Annotated in this window: 13 protein-coding genes; 11 read left to right on the forward strand and 2 right to left on the reverse strand. The window is 73.0% G+C overall.

The features are described 5' to 3' along the window. The first annotated feature begins 147 nt into the window (after nt 1–147). Nucleotides 148–984 (forward strand): aldo/keto reductase, encoded by an 837-nt coding sequence (locus AB0E14_RS26230; RefSeq protein ID WP_362422887.1) that lies wholly within the window; start codon nt 148–150, stop codon nt 982–984. Between the two features lie 106 nt (nt 985–1,090). On the opposite strand, the gene AB0E14_RS26235 is transcribed toward AB0E14_RS26230, so the two are convergent. After that, nucleotides 1,091–1,507, reverse strand: a complete 417-nt coding sequence (locus AB0E14_RS26235; RefSeq protein ID WP_362422890.1) for a hypothetical protein — start codon at nt 1,505–1,507, stop codon at nt 1,091–1,093. Between the two features lie 266 nt (nt 1,508–1,773). Then, on the reverse strand, nt 1,774–3,519 hold the full coding sequence (locus AB0E14_RS26240; protein ID WP_362422893.1) for a phospholipid carrier-dependent glycosyltransferase: 1,746 nt from the start codon (nt 3,517–3,519) through the stop codon (nt 1,774–1,776). 52 nt (nt 3,520–3,571) lie between these two features. On the opposite strand from AB0E14_RS26240, the gene rsmI reads away from it, so the two are divergent. The 10 genes from rsmI (at nt 3,572) to AB0E14_RS26290 (ending at nt 15,475) form a co-directional block, all read left to right on the forward strand. Beyond that, a complete protein-coding gene (gene rsmI / locus AB0E14_RS26245; RefSeq protein ID WP_362422896.1) occupies nt 3,572–4,432 on the forward strand; it encodes a 16S rRNA (cytidine(1402)-2'-O)-methyltransferase in 861 nt (286 codons plus the stop codon). Between the two features lie 227 nt (nt 4,433–4,659). Next, nucleotides 4,660–5,154: a hypothetical protein gene (locus tag AB0E14_RS26250; protein ID WP_362422899.1), complete on the forward strand. Its 495-nt coding sequence runs from the start codon at nt 4,660–4,662 to the stop codon at nt 5,152–5,154. A 121-nt stretch (nt 5,155–5,275) separates the two neighbouring features. Continuing rightward, entirely contained in the window at nt 5,276–6,145 is an 870-nt protein-coding gene (locus AB0E14_RS26255) for a TatD family hydrolase (protein ID WP_362422902.1), read from the forward strand. A 183-nt stretch (nt 6,146–6,328) separates the two neighbouring features. Further along, on the forward strand, nt 6,329–7,519 hold the full coding sequence (locus tag AB0E14_RS26260) for a ubiquitin-like domain-containing protein (RefSeq protein WP_362422925.1): 1,191 nt from the start codon (nt 6,329–6,331) through the stop codon (nt 7,517–7,519). A gap of 28 nt (nt 7,520–7,547) precedes the next feature. Next, complete coding sequence (rsmA, locus tag AB0E14_RS26265; protein WP_362422905.1) at nt 7,548–8,420, forward strand: 16S rRNA (adenine(1518)-N(6)/adenine(1519)-N(6))-dimethyltransferase RsmA; 873 nt, start codon at nt 7,548–7,550, stop codon at nt 8,418–8,420. Continuing rightward, a complete protein-coding gene (locus tag AB0E14_RS26270) occupies nt 8,417–9,346 on the forward strand; it encodes a 4-(cytidine 5'-diphospho)-2-C-methyl-D-erythritol kinase (RefSeq protein ID WP_362422908.1) in 930 nt (309 codons plus the stop codon). The genes rsmA and AB0E14_RS26270 overlap by 4 nt, the downstream gene beginning before the upstream one ends. Nucleotides 9,347–9,452: 106 nt before the next feature. Further along, complete coding sequence (locus AB0E14_RS26275) at nt 9,453–10,238, forward strand: hypothetical protein (protein ID WP_362422911.1); 786 nt, start codon at nt 9,453–9,455, stop codon at nt 10,236–10,238. A gap of 69 nt (nt 10,239–10,307) precedes the next feature. After that, on the forward strand, nt 10,308–11,645 hold the full coding sequence (locus AB0E14_RS26280; RefSeq protein WP_362422914.1) for an acyltransferase: 1,338 nt from the start codon (nt 10,308–10,310) through the stop codon (nt 11,643–11,645). A gap of 137 nt (nt 11,646–11,782) precedes the next feature. Beyond that, entirely contained in the window at nt 11,783–13,549 is a 1,767-nt protein-coding gene (locus tag AB0E14_RS26285) for a protein kinase (protein ID WP_362422917.1), read from the forward strand. Between the two features lie 114 nt (nt 13,550–13,663). Continuing rightward, nucleotides 13,664–15,475 (forward strand): ABC-F family ATP-binding cassette domain-containing protein, encoded by a 1,812-nt coding sequence (locus tag AB0E14_RS26290; RefSeq protein ID WP_362422920.1) that lies wholly within the window; start codon nt 13,664–13,666, stop codon nt 15,473–15,475. Nucleotides 15,476–15,776 lie beyond the last annotated feature (301 nt).

Genomic DNA, 15,776 nt, shown 5'->3' on the forward strand with positions numbered 1-15,776 from the left:
CGATCCGGGTCCTCACCCGCTCGAACCCGTCCGCCTCGAAGTCCGCCAGGATCCCGCCCCGAGAGATCGATGGAGTGAGGCGGTCCTGGGTATCGTCGAGCAGGTGAGGGGAAGGCGATGACTTCGAGCGCAGCGAACACTCCGGGCATGGCGAGCACGTTCTCCATCGGAGGCGAATTCCGGGTGACGCGGCTTGGGTTCGGTGCCATGCGCCTGCCTGCCGAGCCCGGCTCCGAGCGGGAAGCCGCCGTCGCGGTGGCCCGGCGCGCCGTCGAGCTGGGCGTCACCTTGATCGACACCGCCCACATGTACGGATGGGGTGCCAACGAGGAACTCCTGGCCGAGGCCCTGTGTCCGTACCCGGACGACTTGCTGATCGCCACCAAGGTCGGGGTCGCCCCGTCCGGGCGGGATGGGTGGGCGCACGACGGACTGCCGGAGAGCCTGCGCGAGCAGGTCGAGCAGGGCCTGCGCCGCCTCCGGACCGAGCGCGTCGGCCTCCTGCAACTGCACCGCATCGACCCGAGCATTCCGGTCGCCGAACAGGTCGGCGTGCTCCGAGAGCTCCAACGGGAAGGGAAGATCGGGCACATCGGGCTGTCCGAGGTCACCCCGGCGCAGCTCGCCGAGGCCCGGCAGACCACCGAGATCGCGAGCGTACAGAACCGCTACAACCTCTTCGACCGAGACCACGAGTCGGTTCTGGAGGCATGCGAGGCCGCCGGCATCGCCTTTCTTCCCTGGCGCCCCGTCGCCGCAGCAGCCGACTCCGGCCAGGCCTCCGCGGTCGCCGCCGTCGCCGCCGAAGTCGGCGCGACCGCCCCCCAGGTCCTGCTCGCCTGGCTGCTCGCCCGTTCCCCGGTCGTCCTGCCGATCCCCGGAACCACCTCGCTCGCCCATCTGGAGGAGAACGTCGCTGCGGCGGACCTCCGGCTCACCGACTCCCAGCGGCAGCGCCTCGACGCCACGTCCGTGCCTGCCTAGCGGGCCGACCGTCGTAGGCCGGTGCCTACCGCCGACAACCACGAGGGGGCGCGGCCGTCGGCCGCGCCCCCTCGCAGGGCTGTCCGCCGCACACGCAGGACGCGCTCTACGTCGCGCTGAATCTTGCCAGTGTCCAAATGGCGGCGAGGTCGAGGACCATCACGATGATCGACCACCCCGGGTAGTACGGGATGAACATGAACTGGCTGATGAGGCTCACCGCACCCACCGCGACACCGGCGCCCTTGGCCCAGCTCTGGCCGAGCAGCACCCCCAGACCCGCAGCGATCAGCACGACCCCGATGACCACGTGCAGCCAGCCCCAGGCCGTCACGTCGAACCGGTATGCGTACCCGGGTGCCCTGAAGATGGATTCCTGTCCGATGCCGGCAGCGCCCATGAGAATGCTGAGCGTCCCACTCAACTCCAGAGCCACACCCGCGAAGAGGTGCGGGCCGGTGACCCATTGGCTGTCGTGGGACCGCGTCGCGCCTTTCCGCGCCCCGCCGGACATCTCCGCCATGGTCTCCACCTTCCTGAACAGAGCAGCGACCGTCACGCACCACGAGGGCGGGCCGCCGCCTCTGACACAGTCTCGCCTCGCCCTGTTCGCACCGCGACCGCGAGCGGCCACCCGAGTGGAAGTCCTGCGCTGGGCCGGTCCCGTGGCGAGGTCGGTGGGTGCGGAGTCGTGTGAGCGGGCCACGGGATCGGGCGGCCACCGACAGCCACCGACAACTACCAAGAGGGCCCGACCGGCGGTCGGGCCCTCTTGGGGTGTCTCAGCAGCTAGACCCAGGTGTCCAGCCACATCCGGTTGCGCCACTGGTCCATCGGGATCGACGTGCCCGTGTAGATCGGCCAGAAGTAGATGAAGTTCCAGACGATGAGCAGGACCAGGACTCCCGCGCCCACCGCGCCGAACGTCCGGCGGCGTTCCGAGGAGCCCGCTGGGCCGATCATCGCGCCGAGCATCATCGTCACCGCGAGGCACAGGAACGGGACGAAGACGACCGCGTAGAAGAGGAAGATCGTGCGTTCCTGGTAGAGGAACCACGGCAGCCAGCCCGCCGCGATGCCGCACGCGATCGCGCCCGCGCGCCAGTCGCGGCGGAAGAACCAGCGCCACAGGACGTACAGGATCGCGAAGCAGGCCGCCCACCACAGCAGGGGCGTGCCGAGGGCCAGGACCTCCTGGGCGCACTTCTCCGTCGCGGTCGACGGGCAGCCCGCCGTTCCCGGGGCCGGGGACTCGTAGAAGTACGAGACCGGGCGGCCCAGGACGATCCAGCTCCACGGGTTCGACTCGTACGTGTGCGGCGAGTTCAGGCCCACGTGGAACGTGTAGACCTCGCTCTCGTAGTGCCACAGGCTGCGCAGCCAGTCCGGCAGGACGGCCGACCAGAAGCCGCCCCCGTCGATCTTGTCCTGCTCCTCCGCCCAGTTGCGGAAGTAGCCCTTGTCCGTGACGATCCAGCCCGTCCACGTCACCAGGTACGTGACGATCGCGACCGGCACCACCGAGACGAACGCCGGGATCAGGTCCCGCTTCAGCACCGCCACGTACGGGCGGAACGCGCCCGCCGTGCGTCGAGCGCCCACGTCCCACAGGACCGTGAGCAGTCCGAACGCGACCATCACGTACAGGCCGTTCCACTTCGTCGCCGCCGCGAGCCCCAGCGACACGCCCGCCGCGATCCGCCACGGCCGCCAGCCGAGCCGCAGCGTCTCCGCGACGTCCGCGTCCGGCCGCAGCACCCCCTCCTCGTCCACCGGGAGCGCCGCCGCGAGCCGGCGCCTCGCCCAGTCCCGGTCCAGGACCAGGCACGCGAACGACGCGAGCACGAAGAACATCAGCACCTGGTCGAGCAGCGCCGTGCGGCTCATCACGAAGTGCAGGCCGTCCACCGCGAGCAGCAGCCCCGCCAGGCAGCCGAGGAACGTGGAGCGGAACAGGCGCCTGCCGATCCGGCAGAGCATCAGGACCGACAGCGTGCCGAGCAGCGCCACCATGAAGCGCCAGCCGAACGGTTCGAAGCCGATGAGCTTCTCGCCCAGACCGATGACCCACTTGCCCATCGGCGGATGGACGACATAGCCCGGGTCCGTCGGGATCAGCACCGAGTCCGGGTCGTTCAGGATCGTCTTGTCGATGTCCTTCGGCCAGGCGCCCTCGTACCCCTGGTTGATCAGCGCCCAGGAGTCCTTCGCGTAGTACGTCTCGTCGAATATCACCGCGTGCGGCTTGCCCAGGTTCCAGAACCGGAGCACGCCCGCGACCAGCGCGACGAGCAGCGGACCGCCCCAGCCGGCCAGCCGCCACACCCGCTCACCGGCGCCCGCCGAGAGCCCGAGCAGCGACCACATCCGCTCCGAGGGGCGCGTGTACGGGGGTACGAGACGCTCCCGAAGCCCCGGGCCCGCGACCCCCTTCGGCGGGGGCGTGTAGCCGAAGCGCCGCAGACGCTGCTGCCACGACGGGGGCTCTTCCACGGCGCGCTGACCCTGCAGGGTCTCGGGTGCGGTACTGGTCACCGCGCCATCGTAGGGAACGCTTCTGTGCGAGTCCTCCGTCCGGGCTGCGAGGATGACCCTTGTGACAGGAACGCTGGTACTTGCAGGGACGCCCATCGGGGACATCGCGGACGCGCCGCCTCGGCTCGCGGCCGAGCTGGAGACCGCCGACATCGTCGCGGCCGAGGACACCCGGCGGCTGCGCGGCCTGACCAGGGCCCTCGGCGTGCACACCTCGGGCCGGGTCGTCTCCTACTTCGAGGGCAACGAGTCCGCCCGTACGCCCGAACTGGTCGAGGCGCTCGTCGGCGGCGCCCGCGTGCTCCTGGTCACCGACGCCGGCATGCCCTCCGTCTCCGACCCCGGCTACCGGCTCGTCGCCGCCGCCGTCGAGCAGGACATCAAGGTCACCGCCGTCCCCGGCCCCTCCGCCGTGCTCACCGCGCTCGCCCTGTCCGGGCTGCCCGTGGACCGCTTCTGCTTCGAGGGCTTCCTGCCGCGCAAGGCCGGCGAGCGGCTCGGCCGGCTCCGCGAGGTCGCCGACGAGCGCCGCACCCTCGTCTACTTCGAGGCCCCGCACCGCCTCGACGACACCCTCGCCGCGATGGCCGAGGTCTTCGGCGCCGACCGGCGCGCCGCCGTCTGCCGCGAGCTGACCAAGACGTACGAGGAGGTCAGGCGCGGCGGTCTCGGCGAGCTGGCGGAGTGGGCGAAGGACGGCGTACGGGGCGAGATCACCGTCGTCGTCGAGGGCGCCCCCGAGGCCGCCCCCGCCGAGCTGGACGCCGAGGAACTGGTGCGCAGGGTGCGGGTGCGCGAGGAGGCGGGGGAGCGGCGCAAGGAGGCCATCGCGGCGGTCGCCGCCGAGGCGGGCCTGCCCAAGCGCGAGGTCTTCGACGCCGTCGTCGCCGCGAAGAACGCCGAGCGCGGCTGAGCCGAGCCGGGCGGAAAGGAAAAAAGCGGGTCGGGCAATCCCCGGGAATTCCCTGAGAAGCTCAGGAATGGGTAAAGAGCTATCGTGAAAAGCAAAGCGAAACCCCGTGCGGCGGGCCTCCTGAGGGCCTGAGAGCAAGGGAAGGCCCAAGAGCCTTCCATTGTTCGACCGGCGCTGATGCGCTCCGGCCCGAAAAGGCGTCCACTGGTCGGTGGAGAGGAGCTGGCATGAGTGAGATCACCGGCACCGGCATACCCGTCGCCCACGAGGCGTACGCCTTCGCCTGCATGCGCTGCGGGTACGGCTGGGAGCAGGCGTACGACATCGAGCACCACGTCGACGCCGCCGGCCAGGAATTCATCGTCTACAAGGCCGGTGGTGAGCGCGTTCCCTCGCCGCTGTCCAGTCCGACCTGCATGAACTGCGGCGGGCACGTCGTCCGCATCATGCGCGCGGGTCAGGTTTCCTCGGTCCTGCACTCCTGGGAGCAGGCCCACCACCGCGACGCCGCCGGGACACCCCGCGGCACGGCCGTCCCGGCCGGACCGATCGGCCTGGCGGGGCCGATCGGCCAGGACCTGGAGCGCGAGGAGACGACGACGGTTGTCGCCGCGTCGGCCCCCGCGGCTCCCACAGGGGACGTCCCCGGTCCCGTCCACATCGAGGAGGAGCGCCGACACTGGCGGTTCTCGGATCTGCTCCGCCCGTTCCGCGGCAAGTAGCGGCTCGGGCGCGCGGAGCCCGCTCCGGCGTACGTAGCCGGCTCCGGGACGGGAGCGGGTGCCGTCCGCCCCGCCCGTAATCCTTCGCGGCCGAACTCATGGTCCTCGTACGATCGGGACCATGAGTTCGAAGGACGCCCCGCCGCCGCTGCCCGAGCCGCTTCCCCTCCCGGTGGCGGATTCCCACACGCATCTGGACATGCAGTCCGGCACCGTCGAGGAGGCCCTCACCAAGGCCGCCGCCGTCGGCGTCACCACGGTCGTCCAGGTCGGCTGCGACATCAAGGGCTCCCAGTGGGCCGCCGAGACCGCCGCCGCCCACGAGAACGTGCACGCGGCCGTCGCCCTGCACCCCAACGAGGCGCCCCGGATCGTCCTCGGCGACCCCGACGGCTGGTCCCGGCAGGGCGCCCGCGACGCCGGCGGGGACGCGGCGCTCGACGACGCGCTCGCCGAGATCGACCGCCTCGCCGCCCTGCCGTACGTCCGCGCCGTCGGCGAGACCGGGCTCGACTTCTTCCGTACCGGCCCCGAGGGCATCGCCGCCCAGGAGCGCTCCTTCCGGGCCCACATCGAGATCGCCAAGCGGCACGGCAAGGCGCTCGTGATCCACGACCGCGACGCACACGCCGACGTCCTGCGGGTCCTGGACGAGGAGGGCGCGCCGGAGCGGACCGTCTTCCACTGCTACTCGGGCGACGCCGAGATGGCCGAGATCTGCGCCGCCAAGGGCTACTACATGTCCTTCGCCGGCAACATGACCTTCAAGAACGCCCAGCCGCTGCGCGACGCCCTCGCCGTCGCCCCGCTCGGCCTCGTCCTGGTCGAGACGGACGCCCCCTTCCTGACGCCCGCGCCGTACCGGGGGCGGCCGAACGCGCCGTACCTGATCCCGGTGACCGTCCGCGCGATGGCCGCCGTACGCGGGATCACGGAGGAGGAGCTGTGCGAGGCGATCGCCGTGAACACGGCCCGCGCCTTCGATTACTGATGCATAACGGTTACGTGTTGTAGTCGGGTCGTTTTGGAGAGTGATCGCGGCCGGGGCTAGGGTCCCGGCCTCGTGAGCACTTCCCAGGGCAGTCACCGCTCCCCGCGGCGTTCCGGGCCCGCGCCCGCGCAGGCGCCCACGCCCGTGCCCCTCCACGACCAGCTGACGCAGGCGGCGGTCCTCCTGCCGCCGCAGGGCCAGGCCCGAACCCAGCCCCTGACCCAGGGCTCCCGCGCCGAGGCCCGGCGGGCCGCCCGGCGCCGCAAGGCCAGGCCGGGTCCTGCCGAGAGCCTGCGGCGGATCGTCCCGCAGGCCCTGGTCGTCGCCTTCCTGGCCGGCGGCACCAGCGCGTTCGTCGCCAACGACAAGGCGATCCGGCTCTCCGTGGACGGCGTCCCGCGCACCCTGCACACCTTCGCCGACGACGTCGACGAGCTCCTCGCCGACGAGGGCCTCGCCGTCGGCTCCCACGACATCGTCGCCCCGGCCCCCGGCACCGACCTGGCCAGCGGCGACGAGGTCGTGGTCCGCTACGGCCGCCCGGTCGCCCTCACCCTCGACGGGCAGCGCCGCCAGGTGTGGACGACGGCCAGGACCGTCGACGGCGCCCTGCGCCAGCTCGGAGTACGGGCCGAGGGCGCGTACCTCTCCGTCTCCCGCGCCGCCCCCATCTCCCGCCGCGGCCTCACCCTCGACGTCCGGACGGAACGGACCGTCACCCTCCTCGCCGACGGCCGCGAGCGGACCCTGCGCACCAACGCCGCCACCGTCCGCGAGGCCGTCGCGGAGGCCGGGATCACCCTCTCCGGCCAGGACACCACCTCCGTGCCGCCCGGCTCCTTCCCGCGCGACGGCCAGACGATCACCGTCCTGCGGATCACCGGCAGCCAGGAGATCCGCGAGGAGCCGATCCCGTACGCCGTCGAGCGGACCGGCGACCCCGAGCTGTTCGCGGGCACCGAGGTCGTCGAACGGCAGGGCGCCCAGGGCGTGCGCCGCGTCACGTACGCCCTGCGGACCGTCAACGGGGTCCGGCAGAAGCCGCGGAGGACCGGCGAGGAGATCGTCCGGGAGCCCGTCACCCAGCTGGTGAAGGTCGGCACCCGGCCGTTGCCCACCTCCGTCGCGGGCGCGGACGGGCTCGACTGGGGCGCCCTCGCCGCCTGCGAGTCCGGCGGCCGGCCGAACGCGGTCGACCCGTCGGGGACCTACGGCGGGCTCTACCAGTTCGACCCCGGCACCTGGCGCTCGCTCGGCGGCAGCGGCGTCGCCCAGGACGCGAGCGCGTCGGAGCAGACGTACCGGGCGAAGAAGCTGTACGTGAGCCGCGGCGCGAGCCCCTGGCCGCACTGCGGCCGCAGGCTGTACCGGTGAGCCGCCACGACCTCGCTAGGCTGTAGCGGTGAGCACCACCACCGGCCCCGAAGGCCCCGACGCCCTCCTCGGCCCCGCCGACATCCGTGAACTGGCAGCAGCCCTTGGCGTACGCCCCACGAAGCAGAAGGGGCAGAACTTCGTCATCGACGCCAACACGGTCCGGCGGATCGTCCGCACGGCCGAGGTGCGCCCCGACGACGTGGTCGTCGAGGTGGGCCCCGGGCTCGGCTCGCTGACCCTGGCGCTGCTCGAAGCGGCGGACCGGGTGACGGCCGTCGAGATCGACGACATCCTGGCCGCCGCGCTGCCGTCGACGATCGCCGCCCGGCTGCCGGCGAAGCAGGACCGGTTCGCGCTGGTCCACTCCGACGCCATGGACGTCCAGGAGCTGCCCGGCCCGCCGCCCACGGCGCTGGTCGCGAACCTCCCGTACAACGTGGCGGTACCGGTCCTGCTGCACATGCTGGACCGCTTCCCGACCATCGAGCGGACGCTCGTCATGGTCCAGGCGGAGGTCGCCGACCGGCTCGCGGCCAAGCCCGGCAACAAGGTGTACGGCGTGCCGTCGGTGAAGGCGAACTGGTACGCCGACGTGAAGCGGGCCGGCTCCATCGGCCGCAACGTCTTCTGGCCGGCGCCGAACGTCGACTCGGGCCTGGTCTCGCTGGTCCGCCGTACGGAGCCGGTCGCCACGACCGCCTCGAAGCGGGAGGTCTTCGCGGTCGTGGACGCGGCCTTCGCGCAGCGCCGCAAGACCCTGCGCGCCGCCCTCGCCGGCTGGGCGGGCTCGCCCGCCGCGGCGGAGGAGGCGCTGGTGAAGGCGGGTGTCTCGCCGCAGGCGCGGGGCGAGTCGCTGACGGTCGAGGAGTTCGCGAGGATCGCGGAGGCGAAGGCATGAGCGGGTCCGGTGCGGGGTCGGGTGCGGCCGCGCGGAGCGTGACCGTCCGCGTGCCCGCGAAGGTCAATGTGCAGCTCGCCGTGGGCGGGGCGCGGCCCGACGGGTTCCACGACCTGGCGAACGTCTTCCTCGCCGTCTCCCTCCACGACGAGGTGACGGCGACCCCCGCCGCCGAGCTGACGATCACCTGCGAGGGGCCCGACGCGGACAAGGTCCCCCTGGACCGCACCAACCTGGCCGCCCGCGCCGCCGAGCTGCTGGCCGCCCGGCACGGGATCTCCCCGGACGTCCACCTGCACATCGCCAAGGACATCCCGGTCGCCGGCGGCATGGCGGGCGGCAGCGCCGACGGCGCGGGCGCGCTGCTCGCGTGCGACGCGCTGTGGGGCCTGAACTCCTCGCGCGCCGACCTCCTGGAGATCTGCGCGGAGCTCGGCAGCGACGTGCCGTTCAGCCTCGTCGGCGGGGCGGCGCTCGGGGTCGGCCGCGGTGAGCGGCTGACCGAGCTGCCGGTCGGCGGCGGCTTCCACTGGGTCTTCGCCGTCGCCGACGGCGGCCTGTCGACCCCCGCGGTGTACGGCGAGTTCGACCGCCTCAACGAGGGCGTCGCCGTCCCCGAACCGGTCGCCTCTCCCGCGCTCCTGGAGGCCCTGCGCACCGGTGACACGACCGCCCTGGCCGGCGCCCTGGCGAACGACCTCCAGCCGGCCGCGGTCTCGCTGCGTCCGTCCCTGACGGCCACCCTCGAGGCGGGTACGGCGGCCGGCGCCCTGGCCGCACTGGTGTCGGGCTCGGGCCCGACGACCGCCTTCCTGGTGAAGGACGAGGAGGCGGCCCACGCGGTCGCCGACGCCCTGATCGCCTCGGGCACCTGCCGCACGGCACGCGTGGCGACGTCCCCGGCCGTCGGAGCCGTCGTCCTCTGACCTGCCCCAGGGGCGGCCCCCGTCGTCGACTTCCAACGGACTTATGGGTTCCGGGAGTTGATGCGGATACCCTCGGCTTCGGTGTAGGTCGGCGGGGGAGGCTGGAGTGCACGGTAGGGAACTGGCACGTGCGGCGATCCGGTTACTGACACAGGGCGCGCCCACCACCCAGGAGGGGGCCGAGCGGCGGGCGAAGGTCCGCGTGCTCGTCGAGGACCGGCTCAGCCGCGGGAAGCTGGGCGCGGCCGCCCTGGAACGGCTGTGGCACGAGCCCGGCGAGGCGGCCGCCTCGATCGCCGCGGAGGTCCTGGCGGACGAGATCGCCCGGGACGCCGCCTTCGCCGCCCTGCTGACGGACGTGGTCGGTGCGGTCGGGGACGCGGGCGCCGTACCGCCAGGCCCCGCAACGCCCGGCGCCGTGCCTCCGGGCGCCGTACCTCCGGGTCCCGTACCTCCGGGTCCCGTACCTCCGGGTCCCGTACCTCCGCCCGGTCCCGTACCGCCCGGTGTCCCGCCGGCGCCCCCGCAGCCGCCCTTGCCGCCCCCCGCGGGGACGTCGCAGCCGTGGCCCTCGACGGCGCCGCCGGGCTCCCGGCCCCCGCTGCCCGACACCTACCGACGCCGGATGTGGGTCGTCCTGCTGCTCGGCCTGCCGCAGGCGATCGTCACGTACGTCGTCCTGAGCGTCCTCGTCTCGGTGGCCGGCGGCACCGGCGGCATCGCCGGCGTGCTCTACGTCCTGCTGCTCCTCGTCATGGCGGCCGGCCTGGCGGTCTCCGTCGCCCTCGCGGTACAGCTGCTCCGCAGATTCAGCAGCCCGGCCCTCATGGCCTCGGTGATCATCAGCTCCCTCCTGCTCCTGCGGATGGTCCTCGGCACCGTCGTCCTGTGAACGTACTCAGACGCCGGTTGAGTATCCGCGCCCTGACGTGCCGTGGGGTGGGCGCGGGACCGTACGCCCATGGGAATCAGGGGAGTCGGAGACGCCACGGGCGTCAGCGCGCGGGAGCTCGCCGCCGCCACGCCTGCGACACGTGACCGGTACGTCGATCTGCTGCGGGTCGCCTCGCTCGGGGTCGTCGTCCTCGGGCACTGGCTGATGGCCGCGGTGACCTCCGACGGGTCGGTGGGCAACCTGCTCGCGGTCGTCCCCGAACTCCAGATCGTCACCTGGGCGCTCCAGGTCATGCCGGTCTTCTTCTTCGTCGGCGGCTTCTCGCACGCCCTCGCCCACCGTTCCCGCCCCGCGTACGCCGCCTTCCTGCGCGCCCGGCTCCAGCGGCTGCTGCGGCCGACGATGGTGTTCGTCGCCGTGTGGGGCGCCGCCGCGCTGGTGATACAGCTGCTCGGGGCCGACGGAGGGCTGACCGGGGTCGCGCTGCGGCTCGTCACGCAGCCGCTGTGGTTCATCGGCATCTACCTCGCGATGGTGGCGTTCACCCCGCCGCTGGTGAAGCTGCACGAGCGGTGGGGCTGGGGCGCCTTCGGCGCGCTCGTCGGCGGGGCGGTGGCCGTGGACGTGCTGCGCTTCGCCTTCGACGTGCCCTTCGTGGAGTTCCTGAACTTCGCCTTCGTCTGGCTGGCGATCCACCAGCTCGGCTTCCTGCGCGCCGACGGCATGATCCGGCTCCCCGCCGTCCTCGCCGGTGCCGGGCTGCTCGCCGCGGCCGGGCTCGTCGCCCTCGGTCCCTACCCGCTCTCCATGGTCGGGATGCCCGGCGAGAAGGTCTCCAACATGGCCCCGCCGACCCTGGCCCTCCTCGCGCACGGCCTCTGGCTGGTCGGCGCCGTCGAGTTGCTGAAGGGCCCGGGCGCCCGGTTCGTCGCCCGCGCCGGGGTCTGGCACAAGGTCGTCGTCGCCAACGGGATCGCCATGACCGCCTTCCTGTGGCACCTGACCGCCATGCTCGGCGTGTACGGCGCCCTCCTCGCCCTCGACGTCACCCTGCCCGCGCCCGCGACCGGCGCCTGGTGGGCGCAGGTCCCGCTCCGGATCGCCGCCGCGGCCCTGCTCACAGGGCTGCTCGTCGCCGCCTTCCGCCGCTTCGAACGCCCGCCCGCCCGAAGGGCCGCGCCCACGAGCGCGACCTCCGCCGGCGGCCCCGTCGCCGCCCTCGGCATCACCCTGGCCCTCTTCGGCATCCTCGGCCTGTCGATGGTCGGCTTCGGCGGGCTCCTGGAGGGCCGTTCGGCCACCCTCGTCGCCCTGCGGATCACCGCGCCCGCGGCAGTCGCGATGGCCCTCGCCGGCTGGCTGCTCGTGGAACGGGTGGGGCGAGGGGCGCGCCCCGCCGAGTGAGGGTCGGGTGAGGGAGTGCCCGGAGCCGTTGACGAGCGCCCGGTCGGCTGTGCCTACCCTGGTGCCTTTGGCGTGGTGGACGGCGCGGGCGCGGTACGACGGCGCGGGGCGCGGTACGACGGATCGGAGCGGTACGGGTGACGGGGGCGAACGGCGCGGAACTGGTCGGCGAGGTGCTCGGCGGGCGGTACCGCGTGACCGCGACGATCGGGCGCGGTGGCATGGGCGTGGTCGCCCGGGCGGTGGACCTGGTCCTCAACCGCGAGGTCGCGGTCAAGGTCGTGCGGGCCTTCACCGACGCCTCCCCCGCCGAACTGGCCGACCTCCGGGTCCGGATGGAGCGGGAGGCGCAGGCCGCCGCCCGGATCCGGCACAGCGGTGTGGTCACCGTCCACGACGTGGTCGAGGAGCGGGGGCTGCCCGTCATCGTCATGGAACTGGTCGACGGGCCCTCCCTCGACGACGTCCTCGCGGAGCGCGGCCCGCTGGACCCGCGCGAGGCGGCCGCGATCGGCGCCCGGCTGATGGACGCGCTCGACGCGGCCCACCGGGCCGGGGTCCTGCACCGGGACGTGAAGCCCGGGAACGTGCTCCTGGAGCGCGGGGGCCGCGTCGTGCTCACCGACTTCGGCATCGCCAGCATGGACACCTCCGGCGACGAGGCCCTGGCCAAGCTGACCCAGAGCGGTCAGATCGTCGGCTCCCTCGACTACCTGCCGCCCGAGCGCGCCCAGGGTCAGGAGCCGGGCGCCGCCTCGGACATCTGGGCGCTCGGCATGACGCTGTACGCGGCCGTGGAGGGCGCCTCCGCGTTCCGCCGCACCTCGGTCTGGTCCACGCTGGCGGCCATCGTCAACGAGCCCCTGCCGGAGCCCCTGCGGGCCGGACCGCTCGCCCCGGTGCTCCAGGCGCTCATGGCGAAGGACCCGCTGCAGCGGCCCGACGCGGCGCGCGCCCGCGAGCTGCTTGAAGCGGTCGCCACGGGCGGGACGCCGGACAGCGCGACGACGAACCTCGCACCCGCGCCCGTACCCACGCCCGTACCGGCCCAGGCCCAGGCCCCCGTACCCGTACCCGCACCCGTACAGACCCCGCCCGGTGCCTTCGGCCCCGCCGCCGAACCGTTCCAGCAGCCGCACCCGGCCGCGCAGCAATACCCCCACCCGGCCGGGCAGCAGTACCCGCAGCCGGCCGCCCCCGTACCCGGCGCCCCGCAGCCCGCCGCCCCGCCCGCGAGCCGCTCCGAGAGCCGCACCGAGACCGTCCGCGCCCGGCGCCGCCGTGGCCGGACCGTCCTCGCGGCCGCGGTCGCCACCGTCCTCGTGGGCGGCGGCGTCGCCTACGCGCTCATGAACACGGGCGACGAACCGGGCGGCGGCTCGCACGCGGCGCCGCCCGCCGAGAGCGGGCCGTCCGACGGCGACATGTCCGGCACCGGCGGCGCGGGCGCCGACGAGCCGACCTCCCCGGGCGACCTGACCTCCATGGACCCCGGCGAGACCCGGTCCGCGACCCCCACCCGGCCGGCTCCCACCCCCACGACACCCGACGACAAGCCGTCCGCGAGCCCCTCCGCGAAGCCGTCCACGTCCGCGAGGCCCACGCCCACCCCCACGGCCACGGAGCCCACCCCGGTCTCCACGGCGTGCACCGGCTGGAGCTACGCCAATCGCAGCGACGGCTACGGATACCTGTCGCAGAACTCGCACCTCTACACCGGGCCGTACGCGGACTGCGGCTGGGTGTCCCCGGTCAAGGACGGCGTCAAGATCTACTACCACTGCTACGTCACCAACGCCCACGGCAACAAGTGGATCCACGCCCGTATCCAGGGCACGGAGACCGAGGGCTGGGTGTTCGCCGACAAGACCACCGGCGGGAGCGGCAACCTCAACCGCTGCTAGGGCCTGTCCGGGGGCGTCCCGGCCCTCCTGGCGGCGGGAGGACCGCCGGACGCCGTCCCCGCGGCCCGGCGTCTACCCTTGGACCTCGATCCATTCCCCGCTACAGGAGTCAAAGTGGCCGTCAACCTGGTCAATGTCGAGGCTGTCAGCAAGGTGTACGGCACCCGTGCCCTGCTCGACGGTGTCTCGCTCGGCGTCTCCGAGGGCGACAGGATCGGGGTCGTGGGCCGCAACGGCGACGGCAAGACCACGCTCATCCGGATGCTCGCCAAGCTGGAGGAGGCCGACACCGGCCGCATCACGCACAGCGGCGGGTTGCGGCTCGGGGTGCTCACGCAGCACGACTCGCTCGACCCGGCCGCGACCATCCGGCACGAGGTCATCGGCGTCATGGCCGACCACGAGTGGGCCGGCAGCGCGAAGATCCGCGACGTGCTCACCGGGCTCTTCGGCGGGCTCGACCTGCCCGGCTTCGAGAAGGGCCTCGACACCGTCATCGGCCCGCTCTCCGGTGGCGAGCGCCGCCGGATCGCGCTCGCCAAGCTCCTCATCGAGGACCAGGACCTGATCATCCTGGACGAGCCCACCAACCACCTCGACGTCGAGGGCATCTCCTGGCTCGCCAAGCACCTCCAGACGCGCCGGTCCGCGCTCGTCTGCGTCACCCACGACCGCTGGTTCCTCGACCAGGTCTGCACCCGCATGTGGGACGTGCAGCGCGGTGACGTCCACGAGTACGAGGGCGGCTACTCCGACTACGTCTTCGCCCGCGCCGAACGCGAGCGCAGGGCGGCGACGGAGGAGACCAAGCGACAGAACCTGATGCGCAAGGAGCTGGCCTGGCTGCGGCGCGGCGCCCCCGCCCGGACGTCCAAGCCGCGCTACCGCATCGAGGCCGCCAACGAGCTGATCGCCGACGTGCCGCCGCCGCGCGACACCTCCGAGCTGATGAAGTTCGCCAACGCCCGGCTCGGCAAGACGGTCTTCGACCTGGAGAACGTCACCGTCACCGCGGGCCCCAAGACCCTGCTCAAGCACCTCACCTGGCAGCTCGGCCCCGGCGACCGCATCGGCCTGGTCGGCGTCAACGGCGCGGGCAAGACCTCCCTCCTGCGGGTGCTCGCGGACGCCGCCGTCAGCCAGGGCGAGAAGCAGCCCGCCGACGGGAAGGTCGTCGTCGGCAAGACCGTGCGGCTGGCCTATCTCTCCCAGGACGTCACCGAACTCCCCGGCACGCTGCGGGTCCTGGAGGCCGTCCAGCAGATCCGCGACCGGGTCGACCTCGGCAAGGGCCGGGAGATGTCCGCCGGTCAGCTCTGCGAGCAGTTCGGCTTCTCGAAGGAGAAGCAGTGGACGCCGGTCGCCGACCTCTCCGGCGGCGAGCGCCGCCGTCTCCAGCTGCTGCGGCTGCTGATGGACGAGCCGAACGTGCTCTTCCTCGACGAGCCCACCAACGACCTGGACATCGAGACCCTGACCCAGCTGGAGGACCTCCTCGACGGCTGGCCGGGCTCCATGGTCGTCATCTCCCACGACCGGTTCTTCATCGAGCGCACCACCGACCGCACGTTCGCGCTGCTCGGCGACCAGACCCTGCGGATGCTGCCGCGCGGCATCGACGAGTACCTGGAGCGGCGCCAGAGGATGATCGAGGCGGCTGTCCCGGCCGCCGCCCCCGCGGCCGCGGCCGCGCAGGCGAAGCCGGGCGTCTCGGCGGCCGACGCGCGCGCCGCGAAGAAGGAGCTGCAGAAGGTCGAGCGGCAGCTGGACAAGGTCTCCGAGAAGGAGGCGAAGCTGCACGCGCAGATCGCCGACAACGCGACGGATTTCGAGAAGGTCGCCAAGCTCGACGCGGAGCTCCGGGAACTCGCGGGGGAGCGGGAAGAGTTGGAGATGCGCTGGCTGGAATTGGCGGAGGACGCGTGAGGATTCGTAGAGAAGCCGTGCGAAACGCATAACGAGGGCATCACGGGCCGGTCCTCCCTTGGGAACAAGGGGTGGACCGGTCGCTTTTGCGCCATCCGGTGAGTGGTAGAAAGAAAACCCGCTCACACCAAGGGGGAACGCGCTGATGACCCAGCCGCCCAGCAACCAGCCGCCGGGCTTCGGCGCACCGAACCCGGACCCGGCCCAGAACCCGCCGCAGACTCCGCCGCAGGGCATGCCTCCGGCGCCTCCGATGCCGCCGCAGGCGCCGGCCGCGCCGCCGGTCCCGCCGCAGGCTCCC

This window comes from Streptomyces sp. NPDC047981, assembly GCF_040653315.1.
In the GTDB taxonomy this organism is placed as follows: Bacteria; Actinomycetota; Actinomycetes; order Streptomycetales; family Streptomycetaceae; genus Streptomyces.

Coding starts and splice junctions, on each gene's coding strand:
- AB0E14_RS26230 (WP_362422887.1), top strand. CDS start 148: ATGGCGAGCACGTTCTCCATCGGAGGCGAATTCCGGGTGACGCGGCTT.
- AB0E14_RS26235 (WP_362422890.1), bottom strand. CDS start 1,507: ATGGCGGAGATGTCCGGCGGGGCGCGGAAAGGCGCGACGCGGTCCCAC.
- rsmI (WP_362422896.1), top strand. CDS start 3,572: ATGACCCTTGTGACAGGAACGCTGGTACTTGCAGGGACGCCCATCGGG.
- AB0E14_RS26250 (WP_362422899.1), top strand. CDS start 4,660: ATGAGTGAGATCACCGGCACCGGCATACCCGTCGCCCACGAGGCGTAC.
- AB0E14_RS26255 (WP_362422902.1), top strand. CDS start 5,276: ATGAGTTCGAAGGACGCCCCGCCGCCGCTGCCCGAGCCGCTTCCCCTC.
- AB0E14_RS26270 (WP_362422908.1), top strand. CDS start 8,417: ATGAGCGGGTCCGGTGCGGGGTCGGGTGCGGCCGCGCGGAGCGTGACC.
- AB0E14_RS26280 (WP_362422914.1), top strand. CDS start 10,308: ATGGGAATCAGGGGAGTCGGAGACGCCACGGGCGTCAGCGCGCGGGAG.